The sequence below is a fragment of the Planctomycetota bacterium genome, assembly GCA_035384565.1.
Lineage (GTDB): Bacteria > Planctomycetota > PUPC01 > DSUN01 > DSUN01 > DAOOIT01.
The window spans coordinates 171,845-191,012 of record DAOOIT010000001.1 but is presented as its reverse complement, the minus strand read 5'-3'; the positions used below and the strand labels follow the sequence as shown (position 1 = coordinate 191,012).

Annotated in this window: 9 protein-coding genes; all 9 read left to right on the top strand. The window is 69.8% G+C overall.

Annotated features, from left to right (window positions below; genetic code table 11):
* The first annotated feature begins 42 nt into the window (after positions 1–42).
* The 9 genes from PLE19_00595 to PLE19_00555 all read left to right on the top strand — a co-directional run bounded on the left by PLE19_00595 (position 43) and on the right by PLE19_00555 (position 19,157).
* Positions 43–6,081 carry a type II secretion system protein GspK gene (locus PLE19_00595; GenBank protein HPD13414.1) on the top strand — a complete coding sequence of 2,013 codons (6,039 nt, stop codon included), beginning with the start codon at positions 43–45 and terminating at the stop codon, positions 6,079–6,081.
* Positions 6,082–6,151: 70 nt separating this feature from the next.
* Entirely contained in the window at positions 6,152–7,867 is a 1,716-nt protein-coding gene (locus PLE19_00590; GenBank protein ID HPD13413.1) for a type II secretion system protein, read from the top strand.
* A gap of 84 nt (positions 7,868–7,951) precedes the next feature.
* Positions 7,952–8,398 (top strand): hypothetical protein, encoded by a 447-nt coding sequence (locus tag PLE19_00585; protein HPD13412.1) that lies wholly within the window; start codon positions 7,952–7,954, stop codon positions 8,396–8,398.
* A gap of 39 nt (positions 8,399–8,437) precedes the next feature.
* Complete coding sequence (locus PLE19_00580) at positions 8,438–10,660, top strand: ATP-binding protein (protein HPD13411.1); 2,223 nt, start codon at positions 8,438–8,440, stop codon at positions 10,658–10,660.
* A gap of 100 nt (positions 10,661–10,760) precedes the next feature.
* Complete coding sequence (locus tag PLE19_00575) at positions 10,761–11,441, top strand: response regulator transcription factor (GenBank protein HPD13410.1); 681 nt, start codon at positions 10,761–10,763, stop codon at positions 11,439–11,441.
* A gap of 568 nt (positions 11,442–12,009) precedes the next feature.
* Positions 12,010–13,620, top strand: a complete 1,611-nt coding sequence (locus PLE19_00570) for a hypothetical protein (protein HPD13409.1) — start codon at positions 12,010–12,012, stop codon at positions 13,618–13,620.
* 362 nt (positions 13,621–13,982) lie between these two features.
* Positions 13,983–15,185, top strand: coding sequence for a tetratricopeptide repeat protein (locus PLE19_00565; protein HPD13408.1), 1,203 nt, complete (start codon positions 13,983–13,985; stop codon positions 15,183–15,185).
* Positions 15,182–16,129: a type II secretion system protein gene (locus PLE19_00560; protein ID HPD13407.1), complete on the top strand. Its 948-nt coding sequence runs from the start codon at positions 15,182–15,184 to the stop codon at positions 16,127–16,129. The genes PLE19_00565 and PLE19_00560 overlap by 4 nt, the downstream gene beginning before the upstream one ends.
* Positions 16,130–16,193: 64 nt before the next feature.
* On the top strand, positions 16,194–19,157 hold the full coding sequence (locus tag PLE19_00555) for a tetratricopeptide repeat protein (GenBank protein HPD13406.1): 2,964 nt from the start codon (positions 16,194–16,196) through the stop codon (positions 19,155–19,157).
* Positions 19,158–19,168: the final 11 nt, after the last annotated feature.

The window sequence follows — 19,168 nt, the reverse complement described above, 5'->3', positions numbered from 1 at the left end:
CGCGCTTCCCTTTCCTCGCGCGAGCGCGGCTTCGCCATCCTCATGGTCGTGCTCGTGCTCGTGGGCCTGGTGATCATCGGCGCCCCCTTCGCCATCTCGATGCGGCAGGCCGAGCTGACGAGCATCAACTTCGCCGCGCGCACCCAGGCGCGCCTGGTCGCCCTCGGCGCCCTCAACCTCGCCAAGGCCCAGCTCGAACGGTCCCACGAGTTCTACGAGCGCATCGAGGCCGACCCCACCCGCACCCCACCGCCCACCGTCTACAACTCGCCCTATGTGGATTGTCTTGGCGAGCTGCGCGTGAGCCTCCTCGACGACCCGCCCGGCGGCATCGTGCTGGCCAACCCCGCCGGCGCCATGTGGAGCGCCCGCGCCGAGGACGAGCAGGCGAAGATTCACCTCAACAGCGCCCCTCGCCCCCTCCTGGCCAACCTTCTGGCCCTGATCACGGGCGAAACACTCGACCCGGCGAATCCCGGGAACACGCGCGCCGAGAAGATCGCCGACGAGCTGTGGCGCAACCCCGCCGACCCCATCGGCCGGCCCCCCTTCACCAGCTTCCCCCAGGCCCGTCAGGCCAGCACGCTCCTCTCCGAGGCCGAGTTCCAGCGCATCGTCCGCTTCCTCACGCTCCACTCGGCCCCGCTCGTGGGCGACGCGGCGGCCGGCTCCCCCCCGCAACACCCCGTGAACCTCAACACGTGCCGCGAGGAGGTGCTCCGCGCCCTGCTGCGCGGCCTCCGCCTGCACCAGCCCGACCGCGCCGCCGACCAGCACAAGGGCGTGGGCTACGCCACCCAGAGCTTCGACACCGACGGCGACGGCACCGTGGACAAGACGGTGACCGACGACTTCGAGGCCCTCATCCGCCGCCTGCGCGTCTTCACCACGCTGGCCGCCGACCTCAGCGTCAACGCCGCCGAAGTCACCCTCCAGAGCACCGCGGACTTCCCCACCCCCGCCCCGGGCGACGGCTACTGGATCTCGGTCGAGGGCGATGCCGTCCGCTACAACGCCAAGACCGCCTCGGGCCTGACCGTGTGGTTCGACGACAAGGACCCCTCGCACCCTCTCGCTGCGCGGGTGGACCGCGACCGCAGGGCCGACCCGCCGGTCGAGGTGCGCCTGCTCTTCACCGACATCGAGCACGACCTGGCCGGCGTGCTCGACGAGCTGGTGAAGGAAGACAAGCTCACGCCCGACAGCAAGGCGGCCATCCTGGCCGCCGCCATCAACCCCCGCAACGCCGCCGTGCTCGACACGAGCACCACCACCGCCCCCCTCTGCTGCCACTCGTTCAACATCTACACCCTCGAGGCCACGGGCGTGATGAACGCGGCCGACGGCCGCGAGCTGGCCCGCTACACTGTGCGCGAGGTCGCCCAGGTGGCCCCGTGCGTGGACCTCGAGATCAAGATTGACAGCCAGGAGGAGTTCGAGCGGCCCCTCCAGGCCGGCCTCGCCCGCCGCCTGGCCACCTGGCCCAACCCCACCCAGGTGGCCGACGTGGCGCCCAAGCAGACCGAGGTGCCCACCAGCGCCGTCGCCCGCCACGGCCGGCTGGGGCTGCCGCTCGTCGAGTACGACCCCGCCGACCCGGCCCACGTGGCCGCGCGCTTCGTCGCCCGCTTCAACGGCCCCCTCCTCGAGAAAGCCCTCTGGGGCGGGCGGGACGGCGGACGCGACTCCGTGTGGCCCCAGCCCTTCGCCGACCTGACGACCGTGAAGAAGGACCCCGGCGACGACACGGACCTCAGCCCCGAGGGCATCCACATCGGCCGGGCCACCCTGGCCGACGGGTCCGCCGAGACCCGCACCCTCGTCTACCCCGCCCGCGTGGACGGCGCGAAGGACGCCGACGGCAAGCCCATTGACGCCAACAACATCGCCCACAGCGGCGATAACGTGGTGCTGCCGCTCATCCTCGAAACGTGGGTGAAGTTCGACGCCGACCCCGGCGCCTCGGGCAGCGCGAAGTTCGACTACTCGCGCGACCGCGTGCTCTTCGACCTCGGCCAGCAGCCGTTCAGCAACCGCCTGGCGCTCGTCTACTACGGCCGCGATTCGGCCAGCGGCGACCTGGTGCTGCACGTGGCCGACTCGACCAACCAGCCCATCGCCGCCCAGGTGCGCTGCCGCATCACGGGCGACTCGTCGGCGCCCGCCGGCCTGCTCGCGCACGAGTGGTTCCCCATGCTGCCCGAGCGCTGGTACCACCTGGTTGCCATCGTCAAGGGCATCCGCTACAACGAGATGGCCCTGCTCATCAACGGCCGCAGCGTGGGCAGCTACTTCCCCGTCGCCCGCACCACGGGCGTGCTCGACACCGCCGCCAGCATCCCCTGCACCGGCACGGGCACGAGCGACCCGAACCCGACCAGCCCCTTCCGCCATCAGCCCTGGCCGGTCGCCGGCGCGGCCATCCTGGGCGGCGAGATCATCGAGTACACCGGCATCGCCGGCAACGCCCTCACCATCCTCACCGACGCCACCAGCGCCCCCGTCGGCCGCGGCTCGCGCGGCACCAAGGCCCTCTCCCACCCCGACGGCACCCGCATCGAGCTGCACGGCTATGTGGACTACGTGCACAAGGACAGCGACGAGTGGGGCGAGGGCGACATCGAGCACCTGCTCGACAACATGATGGACGCGAGCCAGGAGCCGGCCCTGCTCCACGCCCTGCCCGCCGGCAACGGCCCGACGGGCTATCCCCAGGTCACCGTCACCGACGGCGACGAGACGAATCCCGCCGGCGTCGCCGCCCCCGCCGCCACTACCGCCGTCGGCACCACGAACTACTGGGACCAGTTCTCCAGCTCGTACCAGGCCGCCACCCTGGGCGGCGCGCCCGACAACACGATTCCCTCGGGCGACTGGCTGCCCCTCGCCGCCAGCGAGAAGTGGATCGTGCCCTCGGTCGAGGATGGCGGAGCCCTGGCCGACGACGCGGCGCGATTCGACGCCGTGGCCGCCGACCCGGGTCTCCTCTCGATGCTCACGTGCACGACCCAGCGCCCCACCATCGCCAAGCGCCTCATCGAGGACACCACCGACGGCTTCGGCTTCTTCAAAGTCGAGGCCAACCCCGACGCCGCCGACGCCGGCGAGGCCGTCAAGTTCGGCAAAGCCGGCGTCGTGCTCGTCTGGCGCTATCACCCCGACGATGCCGCCGACCCGACGAAGACCGACGACCAGAAGCGCCGGATCGCCTGGTACATCGGCTACGTCGCGGGTTTCAACGACCCCGCGAACTACACCGGCCGCCGCGCCTGCTTCGACACCGCCGAGAAGCCCATCGTCGAGGGCGCCAAGCTGCGCTTCAACTGCCTCAAGCTCTCCAGCAACCACGACCTCGCCCGCGGCCACCGCGGCATCCAGACCATCACCCACGACCTCGTGGGCACCGACGCCACGGTGGACGAGCTGCGCGACCGCAAGGGCCGCGGCATTTTCCAGATCGGCTTCCGCAGCGCCGCTGAGCCCAACGCCCTCGACGTCAACCAGCCCTTCGAGTGGATTCAGTTCACTTACCCGCGCTTCCCGCACCCGCCCGTGCCCGTCGGCCAGGACGACGTCGAGGAGAAGCTCCTCGCCGGCAAGTTCCTCTACGACATCACCCGCGCCGCGGCCGGCACGGGCGACAAGACGACCGACCCGCCCGCCCCCTTCGCCTTCCCCGCCGCGCCCGCCTCCAAGGTCATGCCCGTGTTCTTCTGCTCCGGCTACCTCCGCGTGCTCGGCAACGACCTCGTCGAGCGGTACATGGACCTCGAGAAGGGCGTGCACGACGAGGTCACGCTCACCGACAACACCGGCCAGCGCGAGGACCACTGGGTGCACCACGGCCGGGGCAACATGTTCGCCTTCCGCGAGTCCATCGCCCCGCCGCCGGCGCACGTCTTCTCCTACGTCAACCGCCCGCGGCTCATCAAGTTCCCCTCGGGCCTGCCCATCGAGCCCGACAAGCACTTCTACCTCGGCAGCGACACGATGTACAAGGACGGCGACAAGGGCGCGCCGGCCACCGACGGCGGCGGCCCGAGCACGGGCGAGCCCGAGCGCCCCGCCAACGCCACCTTCGACGAGGTGAAGATCTACCAGGCCCCCTACGGCGTCGCACGGCTGTGGGACTGCAAGCCGGCCTCCGCCGGCGGCGCGCCCGACGGCGCGAAGCACGTGCGCGACTTCAGCGGCCTGCCCGCCGGCTACACCCCGCCCTTCTACCTGCGCATCGGCAACCTCGAGGACGTGGTGCCGCGCGACGCGACCGAGCCCTTCCGCTTCCACTCCAACGGCCACGTGGGCTCCTGGCCCCTCGAGGGCTACCTGAAGATGGACGACGAGGTGATGTATTACCGCGTCATGTACCGCCGCCCCGTCGGCCGCACCTCGGCCCCCATCAAGTTCATCCGCCCCCTCGACAACGACGGCAACCCCCTCCCCTTCGCCAACGACCTGGTGGTCGTGGCGAAGAAGGACGACACGAAGCTCTATCTCGACCTCACCGAGGACGAGGCCAAGGACTTCCCCGACATGGGCTACCTCACCATCCACAACTCCTGGGCCAACCTCGACTACTGGAACCGCATCCGCGACATCATGACCACCTACGGCGTCACGTGGGACGCGATCAACCAGGACCTCCAGGCCGGCCAGGAGGTGCGGAGCGCCGACGGCAAGATCATCTACGGCAACCACTACATCAATGCCGAAGAGCGCGTCTTCTTCAGCGGCAAGCGCTACGACACGAGCAAGAACGCCCTCGAGATCACCCTCACCCACCGCGGCATCCTCAACTCCACGGCCCAGGATATCCAGATGTACGACCCCGCGACCACGAGCTGGTTCCTCGACCCCAACGGAAGGTCCAGCAGCGCCAGCGTCAGCATCATCAGCGTCGAGCTGCTCATCCTCGAGCGCGGCTGCCTGGGCACCACGCCCGACAGCCACGCCCTCGGCGCCCGCGTGAACCCCCTCGACCACATCCACACCAGCCTCGCCCCGCGCCCCATGGTCAAGCTCCAGCGCGACGAGGCCGGCCGCCTGCTCCTCGAGGACGGCAAGATCAAGGTCCTGCCCGACAACGACCCCGCCTTCGACCTCTCGAAGCCCGAATACGAGTACGGCATCGTGGTCGAACACCACGACAACTTCCCCGCCGAGGGCTACGTGCAGATCGGCAACGAAATCGTCGGCTACGCGCAGGACCGCAACGGCAACACCCCGATCTGGACCGGCAAGGTGCCCCTGCCCGGCACCTACGATGCCGCCACGGGGACCTGGGACTACCAGGACATGCCCCTCCTCACCGGTATCAAGCTCCTCCGCCAGCGCTTCGGCACCCCGCGGGAGGACTACCTCACGCCCGGCGCAACCAATGCCGTGAGCGCGGTGGACTTCACGGAGGAGGAGCCGGCCTATTACGCCGACGCGGCCGGCGCCCTCGGCCGCCGCATCGTGCGTCTGCGCGAGGCCCGCTTCCACGACCGCTATCCCCTCTCGCATACCGGCGAGTTCACCCCCCACCGCGCCGCCACGCCCGTGGGCTACTGGGAGTTCGCCTGCTCCCTGCCCGGCGCGCTGTGGACCCAGGTGAAGTGGACCGAGGCCCAGTACGACCCGGCCACGGGCACGATCGTCAACGACAAGCCCCTCGACCCCGACGACCCGTGGGACATCCAGGTGATGGCCCAGGTGGACAACGCGCCGGCCTGGGACGATGCGGCCGCCGACCCGGCCACGGGCAAGCCCGTCGCGCAGCCGGTCCTCTGGAGCGCCGTGCCCTCGCGCACCGACGCCGTCTACGACCCGCCCGGCTATCGCCTCAAGAAGCCCGTCATCTACCTCTTCGATGACCCGACGGCCCACAACTACATCAACGCACGCAACGACAGCACCCCCCTCGGCCAGTACGGCGACCGCATTCGCCTCCGCGTCTACTTCAAGTACAATGACTACAAGGCCGCCGAGGGCGCCGCACCCAACTACAACGTCCCCTGGCGCACGCCGTGGGTGGACTCCATTACGCTCCGCTACAAGGCCCCGACCCACGTGATGGAACACAGGGAGATGCCGTACTGAGATTGCGGATTGGGGACTCCAGAGTGCGGACTATAGAGAAGCCAACCACGGCCTGGACGGATGGGCACGGATGAAGAACTCTGACTCCCATACTCCGCAGTCCGCACTCCGCACTCGCGGCGGCTTCACCCTCGTCGAAATCCTCGTGGCGATGGGCGTCTTCGTCATCCTCGGCACCGCGCTCGTGGGCCTGATGTCGGCCGCCGTGGACGCCTGGCGCCGCGGCGAGGCGGGCCGCCTCACCAACGAGAAGCTCCAGGCCCTCCAGCGCCAGATCGCCGACGACCTGGCCGCCGCCGTGCTCGACCCGCCGCCCGCGCCCGACTTCCATTTCGCCCTCGACACCCTCTACGACCTCTCCACCGTGCCGGGCGACCCCTGCGCCATCCTCGACACGGCCCTCTCCACGGTCAAGGACGTGACGTCCGACACCACCGACGGCCGCCTGCTCACCTGCTTCGCCGGCCCGGGCACGGTGGTGCTGCGCATCCGCGTGCCCTTCCGCATCGGCGCTGCCCTGCTCCAGGCCCGCACCGACGCGCTCTGGCGCGACCCCGCCGCGACCGCGCAGGTGTTCGTGGGCCGCAACGACCCCACCCTGGCGCCCCCGGCCGGCGATCCCGCGGCCCCCGACGACACGAGCTGGCGGCTCTTCGCCGACCTCCCCACCGAGGGCATGGGCGGCGGCGAGGCCGACATCTCGCCCGCCGTCCAGGGCGGCGACATCGTGTTCATCAAGGCCGAGCTCTCGGACCGCGCCCAGTTCCTCCGCAGCGACGCGATGCGCGCCGGGGGCCGGCCCGTGCTCCTCCTCGATTGCTACCGCGACCCCGCCGCGCTGCCCCAGCAGCCCCGGCCCACCTTCGCGGCGTTCGTGAGGGATGGCGCGCAGATCATCACCTTCACCCGCACCCTGCCGCCCGAGGTCGAGCAGGCCGCCCTCAAGACCGCCGGCTCGCCCGCCTCGCCCGAGTACCTCAACTACGCCGACGACAACGACAACAAGCAGATCGACGAGAGCCACCGCCCGCTGGCCGGCCGCGCGCAGGTGGTCTATCGCATCCAGCCCTATCACTCCAGCCTGGGCAAGCCGGGGCTGGGCGTGCTGCGCCGCGCCTTCGAGGCGCCCCTGCGCCAGCCCGCCGCGGCGGCGGCCGACGAACTGCCGATCCCCAACGTCGTCTCGCAGCTCGAGGAGATTCGCAGCAACGATTTCATCCCCAACGTGCTGCACCTGGGCATGAGCTTCTGGGGCGCCGACACCACCACCTGGGAGGACCGCCCCGACCTCGAGCCCGGCTACGACACGAAGTACGACGACACCAGCCCCGACCCGCGGCTCTGGCGCCCCCGCCCGGCCAGCGCCGAGTGGCTCTCGAGCCGCTACCTGCCCGAGCAGGTGCAGGTGACCGTGGTGCTGGAGCCCGACCGCGGCGAGCGCGTCACCACCGGCCTCGCGCAGGCCATCGGCGCCGACTTCCCCGCCGCGGCGGAGGGCCGGCTCGGCGTCCTGAGCACCCGAGGCTTCGACGACGTGCAGCGCCCCGCGGCCGCCTTCGCGCGCGACCCGCGCCGCTTCATCAAGGTGGGCGACGAATGGCTCTTCTACGCCCGCATCGGCTCGCCCACGGAGTTCATCATCCCCCGCCAGGGCAGCGACGGCCTGGCCGCACGCGGCTGCCGCGGCACGAGACCCGTCGCGCACGCCGCCGGCGCCGACGTGTTCCGGGGCAATGTGGCCGTCTTCACCGTCCGCATCCCCGCCTACCACCACTGGCAGCGGTAGCCTGTCGCGGATTGGAGATTTCGGAATGCGATGGGAGAGGACTGAGAAGAGGAAAACCACGGAACTCCCGGATGAGCGCAGATGATGGGTCCTGAATTCCGCACTCCGCACTCCGCACTCCGCCCTCGCGGCGGCTTCACCATCATCGAGATCCTGCTGGCCATCGGCATTCTCGCCATCAGCATCACCTCGGTGCTCTTCCTGTTCGCCATGGGCATGCGCTCGCACAAGCGGGCGCTGGACCGCAGCCGCGCGGCCCTTCTGGCCGAGGCCGTGGCCAACCAGCTCCAGGCCGGCCTCAAGCAGTACGCCGACCCGAAGGACCCCCGCGACCCCACGGTCGCGCCCCCCTCGGACGCCACGCACCCGGATTTCCCCGGCTTCACGTACACGGCCACGTTCGCCCCGCTCTACGGCGGCACGAGCTACTATCGGGTGACCCTGCTCATCCGCTGGGGCGACCCCAACGAGCCGGCCGAGGCCAGGAACTCCGAGACGTATGAGACCGTGCTCCAGCGCAAGAGCTTCTGACGGCTGCTGACTGCCGACTGCCCACTGCCGAGTGGCCCGATGCCGCGTTACACCTCCCACATCTCGATTCGCCGCATCGTGACCATCGCCGTGCTGGCGATCATCCTGCCCAGCCTCGTGCTCACGCTGGTGGGGCTGAAGCTGACGCTGGACCTCAAGCGCCAGCTCGAGCAGTCGTTGGCCGAACAATATGCCATGGCCGCGCGCTCTCGGGCCGAGGAGATCGAGGCCCTGGTGGCCGCGGCTGAGAAGCGCCTGCGCCAGGCCGCCGACCGCCTCGAACCCCGCCAGATCGCGCCGGCGCTCGAGCGCGCGCGCCGCGAGACCGAGCTGGTGGAGGAGGTCTTCCTGCTGGACGAGCGTCGGCTGCTCGACCGCCGCGTGGCCCTCGAGCAGCGCGGCGCCATGCTCTACCCCGACGAGCCCGAGGCCGCGCCCCCCCTGCCCGAGACCTTTCTGTGGACCGAGCCCCTCCCGCCCCTCGCCGCCGCGGCGCCGCCCGACGGCGAGGCCGCGCCGCCCGACCCCGCCGCCCAGGTGGCCAGCCTGCGCCGCTACCGCGAGCGCTCGCTGTCGCCCGCCGCGCGCATCCGCGCCACGCAGGCCATCGCCGTCCTGCTCCTGCGCACGGGCAAGCTCGACGAGGCCATCGCCGAGCATCGCCGCCTGCTCACCACGGAAAACGTGGCCGTGCTCAGCCCCTCGCTCGCCGTGCTGGCCCGCTACCAGATCGCGGTGGCCCTGGCCAGGCTGGGCCGCACCCAGGAGGCCATCGGCGCCTACCTCGACCTCTACGCCGACCTGGTGCGCGAGCGCACCCGCCTGGCGGACCCCGACCGCGTCGCCTACTTCAAGCGGCGCGTGCAGGCCGACCTCGAGCCGCTGCTGGCCGGCCCCGGCGTGCCAGCGCCCGAGCCGCGCCGCTACGCGGCCCTGCGCGACGAGGAGAAGCAGCGCAGCAGCCGGGCCCACTTTCTCGCCTACGTGCGGCGCGTCGTGCTCCCGCGCCTCGAGCTCCAGGCCCCCACGCTGCGCCTGGGCGAAGAGGGGTTCCGCCACCTGTGGGACGAGGAGTTCGCCGACCAGCCCTACCTGCTGGCCTACACGGCCGTGGGGGGCGACGACGGCTCGCGGCGCATCCTGGGCCTCAAGATCAACCTCGCCCACGTGACCGCCACGCTGCTGCCCGGGGCGCTCCGCGTCAGCCCCTTCGGGCCGGGCGTGGGCTTCGTGGTCACCGACCGCAAGGGCAGCGTCGTCGCAGGCCACGGCGGCCGGGAACCCACGGCGGCCGCCCCGTTCCCCGGCATCTTTCCCGCCTGGCGCCTGGGCCTCGTGGAGCACCGCCCCGCCGAGCTGCGCCGCCTCGCCTTCTACAACGTGCTCCTCTTCCCCGCCGTGAACCTCCTGATGATCGTCGCCATCATCGTCGGCGTCGTCATCATGCTCCGCGGCACGGCCCGCGAACTCGAGTTCTCGCAGCTCAAGAGCGACTTCGTGTCGAACGTCTCGCACGAGCTCAAGACGCCGCTGGCCCTCATCCGCATGTTCGCCGAGACCCTCGAGATGGGCCGCGCCAAGACCCCCGAGAAGGTGCAGGAGTACTACCGCATCATCATGCGCGAGAGCGAGCGCCTCACGCACCTGATCAACAACGTGCTGGACTTCTCGCGCATCGAGAGCGGGCGCAAGACCTACGACCTGCGCCTCGACGACCTGGCCGACGTGGTGCGCGACACCCTGCGCGCCTACAGCTACGAGCTTGACAAGCAGGGCTTCACCGTGGAAACTGACATCCCGGACGAGGTGCCCGAAACCCTGCTCGACCGCAACGCCATCGCCCTCGCCCTGCTGAACCTGCTGTCGAACGCCGTGAAGTACTCGGGGGGCGAGAAGTGGATTCGCGTCGCCCTCAAGGTGAAACCGCGAGTCCAACGAATCGAGCGAATGGGCGGTTCCGCTCCGCCGGACTCGCACGATTCGCGGTTTTCAGGGGATGACGGCTCGCTTGAGGTCGCCGTCGCCGACCACGGCATCGGCATAGACAAGGCCGACCTCGACAAGGTCTTCGAGAAGTTCTTCCGCGGGCGCGACGACCGCGTGCGCGAGACGCGCGGCAGCGGCCTCGGCCTCGCCATCGTCAAACACTCCGTCGAGGCGCACGGCGGCACCATCGCCGTCGCCAGCGAAAAGGGCAAGGGCTCCACCTTCACCATCACTCTCCCGATTAGGAAGACGCTCACCGACGGAAAGACTGGATGAATGGAGGAATGGACGATTGCCAGAGCGCGTCTTCGCATCCATCCATTCATCCACCCATCCATTCATCCTCCGCGATGCCGTGTTTGACCAGGAGTTGCCAATGGAAAAAATCCTCGTCGTCGAAGATGAACCCGACCTGCTCATGGGCCTCCAGGACAACCTGGAGATCGAGGGCTACCAGGTGACCACGGCCAAGGACGGCCAGGCCGCCCTCGACCTCGCCATGAGCACCTGCCCCGACCTGATCCTGCTCGACATCATGCTGCCCAAGCTCAACGGCTTCGAGGTCTGCAAACAGCTCCGCCAGAAGGGCATGGACACCCCGATCATCATGCTCACCGCCAAGAGCCAGGAGGTGGACCGCGTGCTCGGCCTCGAGCTGGGCGCCGACGACTACATCACTAAGCCCTTCAGCATCCGCGAGCTCCTCGCCCGCATCAAGGCCGTGCTGCGCCGCCGCCACGCCCCCCCGCAGCAGATCGAGACCTACCAGTTCGGCGACGTGAAGATCGACTTCCGCAAGTCGGTCGCCACCAAGGCCGGGCGGCCCGTCGAGCTCTCCCACTACGAGGCCGGCATCCTGCGCCTCCTCGTCACCAACAAGGGCGAGCCCATCGCCCGCAACCGCATCCTCGACGAAGTGTGGGGCTACGAACTCTACCCCACCACCCGCACCATAGACAACCACGTCGTCAAGCTCCGCCAGAAGCTCGAAGACGACCCCCACAACCCCGCCCACATCCTCACCGTCCACGGCATGGGCTACAAATTCGTGGATTGAGCGCGCGCCGCGGGAGGAGAGAACACGACCGCGAATCACACGAATCTGCGCGAATCAGGACGGGAAACCCGCCCCCGAAACACGCGAGAGAAGCCTCCTCCGGGTTCAGCAAGCCCGACGTCGCCGCCCTGGGGCGCGTGGGACAGGGGTGGCAGCGCCGGCGAGCACCGCCCCATAACCCTATATGCCGCAACGCCTTACGCCCTCCGGCCATCCCCCCTCCCATGCTTGCTCATCCCGCAGATGAGCGAGTATGGCCGGAGCCGCGAGAATCGCCCATTCTCGCCCATCTACCCATGCTGTATCACTCTCCCCCTCACAGGGTTGATACAGCATGGGCAGGCGGCGCCCCCGGTTCTGGTCGCAGGCAAGGAGAGAAGAGGAGGCGATGCGTCTTGCATCCGCCCCGCTGGCGCCGGCAACGCAGCCCGCGTGGGTTCTGAGACAGTTTCTTACAATCTCTTACCGCGCGTTGACATGCCGTGGGCACGAATGCCGTATGGTGTGCGTGACGATCGCCCCGGGTCGTCCCGTGCCCGGCACCACCTTCGCAAGCGGAGACGCTCCTTTGTGCAAGAGCATTCTGATGGCCATGGCGCTGACGTGTCTGGCGGCCGCGGCCTTCGCCGCCCAGAGCGAGACCTTCACAGGCACCGCGGCGAGAACGGGCACCTACAAGCGGCCCCTGCTCGTCGTGGACGGCAAGCGCTATGAGCTCAAAGCCTCCGACAAGGCCGCCGCCGACGTGCCCGACCTGCTGGCCAGGTTCTCCCAGGGCGACACCGGCACGTACGTGGTCAAGGGCACACGGGGCACGGTCAACGGCGTGGACGGCATCCTCATTGACAGCATCGCCCCGGCCGCCAATGGCTCCGCCACGCCTGCGCCCGCCGTCGCACCGCCAGCGACCGCACAAGCCAAGCCCACCGTGACCTCATCCGCCGTGACTGTGGGCGACCGCAAGTATGCGGTATACGACTACGACGACCTCGCGACCAGAAACTACCGCGTGGTGATCCCCGAGGGGCTGAAAACGGTGCGGGGCCTCTTGGTCAATGCGTGTTACGCCGGGGGCGACTCGCGGAACGATTGGACCACGTGCGAGTACTACCGCCAGTTCATGCATCTGCATGGCTTCGCACTCGTCGGATGCACCAGCACCGCCGGTCCCCCACGCAGTGTGCCGAAGACCGATGACACGCCCTCTGCCAGACACCGCGGCATCTTCCAGGCTTTCGAAGACAGTATGCGAGTGATCGCCGCCGCCTCCCAGCATCCTGAACTGGCCAACGCGCCGTACGTCGGCGTCGGCTTCTCCGCGGGCGGCGGGTTCGCCTTCTATCTCATGGTCTTCGCCCCCGACAAGACGATCGCGGCCGCGAGCTACTCCGCCCCCTACATCTTCAAGAGGAGGCTCGCTTCGCCGCCCAGCCCCGCCGTGCTGAGCGTCCCCTCGATCTGCATCACGGGCGAGTTGGAGCATTTCAACGCCCCTCTTCCCCCAGATGTTGATCCCAGCACCGGGCCGGCCAGGATTGATGAAGTGTTCCTGCCGTACCGCCCCAAGGGCGCCACGTACGCGTGGCTGGAACGGCAGGGCATCGGCCACGAGTATGACCAAAACCGGCAGGATGTGCTGGGCATGCCGCTGTTGGACGCCGCTGTGCGTGCGCGCTATCCCAAAGACGGGGATGTGACCAAAGGCCCCATCCAGCTCCTCCCCATCGAGCCCGCCGCCGGCTGGATAGCCGATCACACCACCTGGAAGAGCGGCCTGACGAGAATCTGTCCGGCCAAGGAGTTCAAGGGCGATCTCGGCCGCTCGAGCTGGCTCCAGAACGAGGACATCGCCTTCATCTATCGGGCCTATGCCACCTACGACAACCCGCTCGCCATCACCTCGCCGGGCCCCTGCGGCCCCGGGACGCCGGCCCTGGATCCGGGGGCGAATGTCCCCATCGTCGTGGATGCCCGCAAGTTCCCCAATTGGAAAGAGCTGGCGTTCTACGACGGGGCAAGGAAGCTGGGGACCATCACGGCGCCGCCGGCCCAGTTCACCGCCACGAACCTGACGCCCGGCTACCACGTCTTCTCCGTGCTCGGCAGGGACGCCCAGGGGACCACCCGCACGTCCAACCCGGTCATGGTCATCGTGCGGATGCCGCCCGGGGCACCCTAGGGGCCTGCCCTGAACAGCCGCGTGGGACAGGGAAGCCCGAGGATGGGCGAGCGGCGATTCCGCGGGAGCGCAACGGTTCCGCGAGGGGCCTCGCGCGAGCCTTGCCGCCAGGTGTCAAGAGGCTTGGGACTTCGCGCAGGCGGAACGACGGGGCAGCACGCGCCCCGCTGCCGGAGTCTCCCTCATGGGGGCGTTTGGCAGGCGTCCGGCTGCCGCCGCACGCCAACCCAAGAGGCAGGCTTACAAGTGCTTACAATTTGTTACCCCACGTTGACATGCCGTAGGCGCGGTAGTAGTATGATGGCGATGCCGTTTGCGGAACGGGGCCGGTGGAGTCCGGCCCTCCCGAGAGGTGAAATGTGGTGCCCTTCCTCGCAGTGACTGCCGCGGCCCTCCTCGCCTCGTGCCCGATGGCTCTCCCATCGGCTGAGGGCGAGGCGAGCCACGCCGGCGTCGCGGCCAGCGCCGCCTACCAGGAGGCCTGGTACCAGGAGAACGGCCTGCTGGACCTGCGCGCGGCGGCCGCGGCGTACCGGGCCATCGCCGCGGCGCCTACGACCGAACCCGCCCTGGCCGCCAAGGCCCTGCTGCGCCTGGGCGCGTGCTACCGCGCCCTCGGCGACTCCGCGGCGGCGAGCCAGGCCGAGCTGGAGGCCCGGCGCCGCTTCCCCGACGAGATCGCCAAGTTTCCCACCCACCGCCTCGAGGTGCTCTACAAGCAGCTCGACGAGGCGTTCAACGTGGCCGACGCGGGCACGGGCACCCAGGCGATCGTGCGGTTCCTCAGCGACCTCGACGTGTCGGTGGTCCACAGCATCTGCGAAGCCTGCTACGCGCAGGCTGCCGAGAAGCGCGCCAGCGACCCCCTGGCCAGCATCCCGGCGCTGCGCAAGGCCATCGCCATCAGCACCTATCTGCGGCAGATCGAGCGCAGCGCCTTCGCGGCGAAAGAGATCGGCGACCTCTACGCCGCGGCCGGCCGCGACGACGAGGCCATCGCCGCCTACCGCAAAGTGCAGGAGGACTTCCCCGACGCCAAGAACGCCTGCGCCTGGGCCCAGCTCGGCATCGCCGAGGTCCAGCGCCTGCGCGGGCGGCTCGCCGAAGCGGTCGAGGCCTATCGCGGCGTCGAGGCCGACTACCCCGGCCAGCTCGCCCAGGTGATCTGGGCGCACCTGTGGATGGGCGACGCCTTTCGCGTGGCGGGCAAGACCGCCGACGCGCAGGCCGCCTGGCGCCGCGTGCTCGAGGAGTTCAACGAGCCCGGCTACGCCGATCTGCTGGCCATCGCCGCCCGCCTGCTGGGCCAGGCCCCCAGCACCGGGCGGGCCAAGCTGCCCGACGACGAGTTCGCCAACGACGTGGCGTACTTCCTCGCCGTCGAGCAGGAGTTGGCGGGGGCGCCCGACCGGGCGCGAGCCTGGTACCAGCGTTGTGTGACGCTGTCCAGGGGCAACGACTGGCCGCGAGCCCTCGCGGCACGGATTCTGGCCGACGGCCCTGCGCCGCGCACGCCGGTGCGCGACCCCGGCGCCGGCCGTCACCACGAAGGAGCTGCACCATGAGCGCACGAATGCCCTCCCCTGCCCCCCGGCCGGCCCGCGGCCGCGCCGCCTTCACCCTCATCGAGATGCTCGTCGTCATCGCCGTCATCAGCATCCTGGCCGGCATGCTCCTGCCCGCCGTCTACAAGTCGCGCGAGCAAGGCCGCCGCACCCGCTGCATGGGCCAGATGTCCGACCTCTACAAGGCGACCCAGCGCTATATCATCAACGACGGCGAAAACTACCACTGGCCCTGCTGGCTCACCCAGCTCCTCTACAACGGCTACCTCGAGGACGTGCGCGACCGCGCCGGCCGCAAGCCCCTCCACAGCGGCTTCAGCACGGCCGACTGCCGCGACTTCATGCACCAGAACGGCTCGGTGCTCTTCTGCCCCAGCGACGGCTCGACCGGCGACGGCGGCGGGCGCCCCGACCACCTCTTCACCAGCTACGGCAGCTCCAGCCGAGTGGTTGACCAGTTCTACTTCGCCGACGTGGACCCCCACCCCGCTGCCTCGCCCACGAAACGCTTCCTCGACCCCGGCAGCGCCACGTACGCCAAGATGCCGGAGGACACCATCCCCGCCAGCTACCTCTACGAGTTCAACGCCGAGCCCTGCGACTGGCTCTACTGCTGGGACGAATCCTACCACGGCGCCCCCGGCGTGCCGGGCCCCCAGCGCGAGTTCGTCGGCTCCTCCATTCCCGACGTCGGCGAGTTCATCCAGTTCTGCGACTTCAATCACGACGACGTCGTCTCCTGGTACGAGATCAAGCAGCGCACCATCCTGGGCAAACAAAGCTGGAACCTGAGGGCCTGGGGACAACGCGTCCCTGTCCTCTCCTGCTACTATCACGTGGACGGCACCACCCTGCTGGCGAACAGCAAGGTGCTCTACGCCACGGGCCTCGGCAACGTCTACGTCGGCGGCGCCGCCTGGGAGCAGGACACGATGGGCCAGTGACGCGCAAACGGTGGCCGGCGCGGGCTCGGGCCCTCCGCCCCCACATGCGAAAGGAGCTGAAGGCATGACGGCGAGGTTCCCTCTCGCTGCGGTTCTCGCGCTGGCGCTGGCCGGCGCCGTGTCGCGGGCCGGAGAAGCCCCGGCGCCTCCCCCCAAGGAGCCCGCCACGCCGGCGGCCAAGGCCCCCGAGGCCGCGCCGGCCCCCGAGGCGCCGGCGGAGACCGAGGCGGCCCGCCGCGAGCGCCTGGGCAAGCTCTACGACGCGGCCGAGGCCCTCTACCGCGAGGGCCGCCTGGCCGACGCGCAGAAGCTCTACGCCCAGATCGCGCTCGAGGACCCCAACTTCCGCCGCGTGCCCTCGCGCCTCAGCAGCATCCGCAGCAAGCTCCAGGACCAGGAGAAACGCGCGCGCGAGAACCAGGTGGCCGAGCTGCTGGCCGCCGCCGACGCGCACTTCGCCGCGGGCAACTACGACGCCGCCGCCAAGGCCTGCGAAACCGTGCTCGCCCTCCAGCCCCGGAACGCCCGCGCCCAGCAGCGCCTGGCCGAGAGCGCCGGCGAACTCGAACTGCGCCGCCGCGTGGCCTCCATCATCGCCGAGCCGGGCGCCCCCGCCGCCGGCCAGCAGGTGATCGCCCAGGCCGGCAGCGCGCTCCGCGAGGGCGATGCTCCCGCCGCTCCCGCCCCGCCGACGGGCGGGCCGCCCGTAGTGCGCTCGACCCAGGACCTGGTGCCCGCACCGCCCAAGGCCACGCGGGTCGTCAGCCCCCAGGAGAACCGGGAAGTGCCCGCCGCGCCCGCCGCCCCCGCGGCCCCGGCCGCCGCCCTCGCCACGCCCGCCGAGGTGGCCCCCGACGACGGCAGCCGCCTCATCCGCGAGGCCTGGGACCTCGCCGAGTCCGCCAAGCTGGCGCCCGACCCCCGGCCCATCCTGCACAAGGCCCTCGACACCCTGGCCCCCATCACCGCCACCAGCGCCCACTCGGAGCGCGACAAGCAGACCGCCGCCCTCCTGCGCCGCAGCCTCACGCGCCGCCTGGCCGACGGCGGCCGCACCCTCTCGCCCGAGGAGGCCCAGAAGGCCCGCCTCTACCAGCGCTACCTCGAGGCCGAGGAACTCTTCCGCAAGGAGAAGTTCGACGAATGCGTCCAGGCCACGGCCGGGATTCTCGCCGAGGACCGCCAGTTCCACCTCGCGCGCAGCCTGAACCAGGAGGCCCGGATCAAGGCCCACGAGGCCAAGGTGGCCGAGCAGGACCTCGAGAACAAGATGATCGTCGAGCGCCGCAATGCCGCCACCGAAATCATGAGCACGCCGCCCGAGGACCCGCGCCCGGTGACCCGGCCGCCCATTGACCTCTCGCGCGCCCAGTACGACGTGGCCACCCCCGAACTCGAAGAGAAGCTGAACCAGCGCGTGAGCGTGAACCTCATCGAGGCCGACCTCGATTACTTCCTCGACCTGCTCTTCCGTTCGACCGGCGTCAACCTCATCTACAATCCCGACGTCGTGGCCGGCAAGACGATCACCGTCCACATCGCCAACTACCCCCTGCGCCAGCTCCTTGACTACATTGCCAAGAACCACGCCCTGATGTTCACCACGACGCCCGACGGCGTGCTGATCACCACGCCGGACCAGCCGGCGCTCGAGTCGTTCGTCATCCCGCTCAACTACGGCCTCATTGACGTGGGCGAGATGCCGCCCGCCGGGGCCGTGGCCGGCCAGGGCGCCGCCGCACAGCCCCTGCCCCCGCCCACAACGTCCAACGTCGAGAGCCTCATCGCCGCCCTGCCCCAACTGATTGACTGGCCCCAGGGCTCGTTCACCTACCTCGACCGCAAGATGAACCTCCTCTACGTGCGCACCACGCGCGACGCCTACCGCGAGGTCGTGCGCATGCTCGACCCGATTGACCAGATCCCGATCCAGGTGCACATCCGCGCCCTGTTCATTGACGTGCGGGCCGAGAACTTCGAGTCGGCCGGCCTCAAGAGCACCCTCGAGTGGCTCTGCGGCACCAACACGGAGAGCAAGGGCTGGGACTTCACGAAGCACCAGTGGACGACAGGGCCCTTCACCGAGTACCGCGAGGGCAGCATCACCCTGCCCTTCCAGGGCGAACCCCTCTCCTCCAAGGGCGACGACCCCGGGCAGTTCGCATGGACGGGCGTGTTCGACCGCGGCAAGTTCGAGGTGGTGCTCGACGCGCTCCAGCGCGTGGGCAACACCCGCACCCTCGCCGCCCCCAGCGTGATCTGCGTGAACAACTGCACCGCCAGCATCAACGCCACCGAGACCCTTGTCTACGTGGAGGACTACGAGGTAGACCGCGCCGACATCTCGGGCACGTCCTACGGCAACCCCTACTACTACCAGCCGCCGCCCTCCCAGCCCGGCCAGTCGCAGACGTACTACCCGCCGCTCTCGAGCGAGCCGGTGATCACCCCGGTCTTCGCCGAGGATGAGTACACCGGCATCGTGCTGGACGTGGCCCCCAGCGTGGGCCGGGACACGCGCTTCATCACCCTGACGCTGAACCCCCGCTACCGCGAGAAGGTGGACGAGTTCTCCTTCCCCGTCGTGCTGCCCTACCAGTCGTCCACCCAGTCGCAGCCGCAGAATGGCGGCACCGGCGGCACCGGCACCACGACCACGCAGCCGCTCACAGTGACCATCACGCGGCCCATCATCAGCGAACGCTCGATCTCCACCAAGCTCACCGTGGCCGACGGCTCGGTGGTCGGCATCGGCGGCCTCACCCGGCACAGCAAAAAGCAGGTACGCTCCAAGGTCCCCATTCTCGGCGACATCCCGGCCATCGGCTGGCTGTTCTCCACCACAGCCTACAAGGACGAGAAGAGCAACCTCCTGATCTTCGTGCAGGTGGAGGTGATCACCCCGTCCGGCGCCCGCTACAGCGACGCGGGCCGCGCGGAGACCACGAGCACCGTCCCGGCCCGCGAGCCTGTGCGGGTGGGGACCAGCCGCCCGCCGGTCGTGCAGCCCGCCCCGGCGGCCCCGTAGAAGAGACGCAC